The organism is Actinosynnema sp., from assembly GCF_052038725.1.
The window spans coordinates 1-3,211 of record NZ_JBQGCX010000390.1; the positions used below are offsets into that span (position 1 = coordinate 1).

At 76.0% G+C, this 3,211-nt stretch carries 3 protein-coding genes; 1 reads left to right on the forward strand and 2 read right to left on the reverse strand.

The window, feature by feature from the left end; all coding sequences use genetic code 11:
* Positions 1 to 376: 376 nt before the first annotated feature.
* Positions 377 to 1,114 carry a siderophore-interacting protein gene (locus tag ACTUAL_RS07840; RefSeq protein WP_440899776.1) on the reverse strand — a complete coding sequence of 246 codons (738 nt, stop codon included), beginning with the start codon at positions 1,112 to 1,114 and terminating at the stop codon, positions 377 to 379.
* An 84-nt stretch (positions 1,115 to 1,198) separates the two neighbouring features.
* On the opposite strand from ACTUAL_RS07840, the gene ACTUAL_RS07845 reads away from it, so the two are divergent.
* Positions 1,199 to 2,089: a LysR family transcriptional regulator gene (locus ACTUAL_RS07845; protein WP_440899777.1), complete on the forward strand. Its 891-nt coding sequence runs from the start codon at positions 1,199 to 1,201 to the stop codon at positions 2,087 to 2,089.
* Positions 2,090 to 2,235: 146 nt separating this feature from the next.
* Here the strand turns inward: ACTUAL_RS07845 and ACTUAL_RS07850 are convergent.
* On the reverse strand, positions 2,236 to 3,211 hold a 976-nt coding region (locus tag ACTUAL_RS07850), incomplete at its 5' end, for a PP2C family protein-serine/threonine phosphatase (RefSeq protein ID WP_440899778.1).

A 3,211-nucleotide genomic window follows, 5' to 3' on the forward strand; every position in this document is an offset into this window, starting at 1 on the left:
TCGAGGTCGTCGAGCGGGGTGTCGAGCAGCTCGTCGGGGAGCAGCACCCGGCGGTCGGGGTCGTCGGGGTGGACGACTCGGGTCAGGACGTCCTCGAGTTCCGCGGGCGACATGGGTGTCTCCGTTCCGCCGGGTTCCCGCGCCGCCGGTCGGGGAGGCTGGTGGGGCGGCGGCTGAGCGGAAGTGTTGGGGCGCGCGCCGGGCCGCCGGAAGCCCGAGGGCCCGCGAACAGCCGGACGTACGAGCGCCGCCATCCCGATGGCCCAAGCCCGTGCTGCTCCGGGTGCCGCGCCGGTCCCCCGATCTCACCTGACCAGGTGAGGCCGGTGGTGCGAGGATGCGCACCCGTGCGCGTGGGCGGCAGCCGCCCGCCCGCCTAGTGCCCCTTGAGGCCCTTCTTGCCGGGCGCCCAGTAGGGGACGCTGCCGATCCGCCGCCCCTGGACGCCCGCGCCCCGGAGCGCCCGGTGCAGGCGCTGGACCGACGAGGCCTTGCCGGTCAGCACGGGGGTGGCGTCCGGGCCGGACCGCTGGGCGGCCAGCACCGCGCGCTCGACCTCGGCCAGGTGGGCGTCACCCGGTTCCCTGGCCACGAGCGCGACGTCGAGCAGCCCGAACCGGCCGAGCACGGCGCGCGACTCCTCGACCGAGCCCACCTCCAGGACGACCCGCGCGTCACGCGCCCGGTGAGCCGCGACGGCCGTGCTGAACGACGTCTCGTCCCCGAAGAGGACCAGCGGCCCGCGCGACGCGGGCAGCCGGACGCCCCGGCGCGGCCCCACCACCCGGCAGGGCGTGCCCTCGACCGCCGACGCCGCCCAGTGGGAACCGGGCCCGTTGCCGTGGACGTGCCACAGGACCTCGGCCGTCCCCGTCGCCGGGTCGAGCGCCAGCGGCGTGTAGCAGCGGACCTCCCACGGCCCGAGCAGCGCCTCCCCCACGACGACGACCTGCACCACGTCACCGGGCGCCCAGGCCGCTTTCCGCAGCCCGTCGCCCGCGATCGACACCAGCCGCAGCCCGGCGCCCACCTCCTCGGTGCGGGCGACCTCGGCCTCGTGCGTCGCGAGGTCGAGGAGCAGCGACGTGAAGCGCCCGTGGGCCGTGGTCGTCATGGGAACGACGCTATGAGCCCCGGATTGATCTGTCCAAGACATAGAATGCGGGTTTGTGAGACCTTTGAAGCATCGGTTGTTCCCGTGGAGCTGAGGCACCTGCGCTACTTCGTGGCGATCGCCGAGGAGCAGAGCTTCCGCAGGGCCGCCGAGCGGCTGCACCTCTCCCAGCCGCCGCTGAGCCGCCAGATGAAGGACCTCCAGGAGGAGCTGGGCGTCGCGCTGTTCGAGCAGGCCGGGCGCGGGGTCCGCCTCACCGCCGCCGGGAAGGTGTTCGCGGAGCGGGGGCGCGGGGTGCTGGCGGGCGTCGACGCGGCCGTCGAGGAGGTCAGGGACGTCGCGCGGGGCAGGCGGGGCGCCGTGGCCATCGGCTTCGAGCAGGGCGCCACCTTCACCGGCGCGCTGGCCTCGCTCATGGCCGCGTTCCGCAGGCGCGCCCCGCGCGTCGCCCTCCAGCTCGTGCCGATGGGCGGCGCCGAGCAGTGGGCCGCCCTGCGCGACGGGACGATCGCCCTCGCCTGCGGGTCGCACCCGCCCGACGCCGCCGACCTGTCCTGCCTGGAGCTGACCAGCGACCACCTCGGCCTGCTGGTCGCGCTCGACCACCCGCTGGCCTCGCGCGCGGAGGTCCGACTGCGCGACCTGGCGGGTGAGCGGATCGTCCTCGGCCCGCGCGAGGTCGACCCCCGCCTGCACGCCCAGCTCGCCGCCGCAGCGCGGAACGTCGACCTGGGCGCGATCACCGAGGTCGCCGACCTGGAGGTGCTCCTGGCCCTGGTGGCGATCGGCGACGGCGTCACGCTTCTCGCGCGGCGGACGGCGGCCCTCGTCACCCCGGTCACGTCGGTGGTGTGGCTCCCGATCGCCGACCTGGACGTCCGGCTGGCCGACGTGGCCGTCTGGCGCACGCGGGACGCGGACCTGCCCGTGGTGCGCGCCCTGGTCGAGTGCGCCAGGGAGGTCAGGCGTTGTTGACCGGGTCCCGGCGCGCCAGGCCACCCCCGGCCCCCGGTCGGCCACACCGCGGAACCCCACTCCCCCACCGCGAAGGCGCTCTCGCCGACCGGACCACCGCCGAGGCCACCCCGTCCTGGGCGGGCGCGCCCGACCGGCGACGACCGTCACAGGGCCGGGAGCATCCTGGCCTGGTCGGTGGTGGTCCACTCCAGCATCAGCAGGGTCGCGTCGTCCTGCAGCTCGCCGCCCTGGTGGTCGAGCACCGCGCGCACCACGCGGCGCAGGGTCTCCGGGGCGGGCAGGCCGGCGTGCTCGTGGCGTTCGGTCAGGTCGACCAGGCGGTCCAGGCCGAACGTGGTCCCCGCGGCGTCGCGGGCCTCCACGACGCCGTCGCTGTAGAACAGCACCCGGTCGCCGGGCTGGAGCTGCTCGTGCAGCACCGGTGGCGCGGCCTGCTGGAAGTCCGCCAGCCCCAGCGGGGTGCGGCCGGGCTCGTCCAGCAGGCGCACGCCCCTGCCCTGGCGCAGCACCACGGGCGGCGGGTGCCCGGCGTTGAGGTAGTCCAGCCTGCCGCTGTCCAGGTCCAGGCTCGCCAGGAACGCGGTGGCGTAGACCAGCGTTCCGCTCCGGCGGTGCGCGGTGATCGTCTCGTCGGCCAGAGCGGCGGCGGCCACCAGGTCGGCTCCGGCGCGGCGGGCGTTGCGGGTGGCGGCCAGCGCCAGGGAGGTGATCAGCCCGGCCTGCAGGTCGTGGCCCATCGCGTCGAAGATCGCGACGTGGGCGAGGCCGTCGTCGACCGCGTAGTCGTAGCCGTCGCCGCCGACCCGGTCGTACGGCTCCATCGCCGCGGCGATCACGGCCCGGTCGCAGGCGAACGCGGTCGGCGGGAGCAGCTGCCACAGGAGTTCGGAGGCCACCGACAGGGGCTTGGTGCGGCGCACGCGGTGGAACAGGTCGCCGTAGGCCTGCTTGCCCACCACCAGGTGCGCGATCAGACCGGCCAGCGTCCAGCAGCGCTCGCGCAGGGCCGGGTCGTGCGGGTCGGCGCCCGCGGGCAGCGCCATCCGGGCCGCGCCCAGGCGTTCGGTGCCGTCGAGCACCGGCACCCACAGCACCGCCGCGCCGTCCTCGGCCGCCACG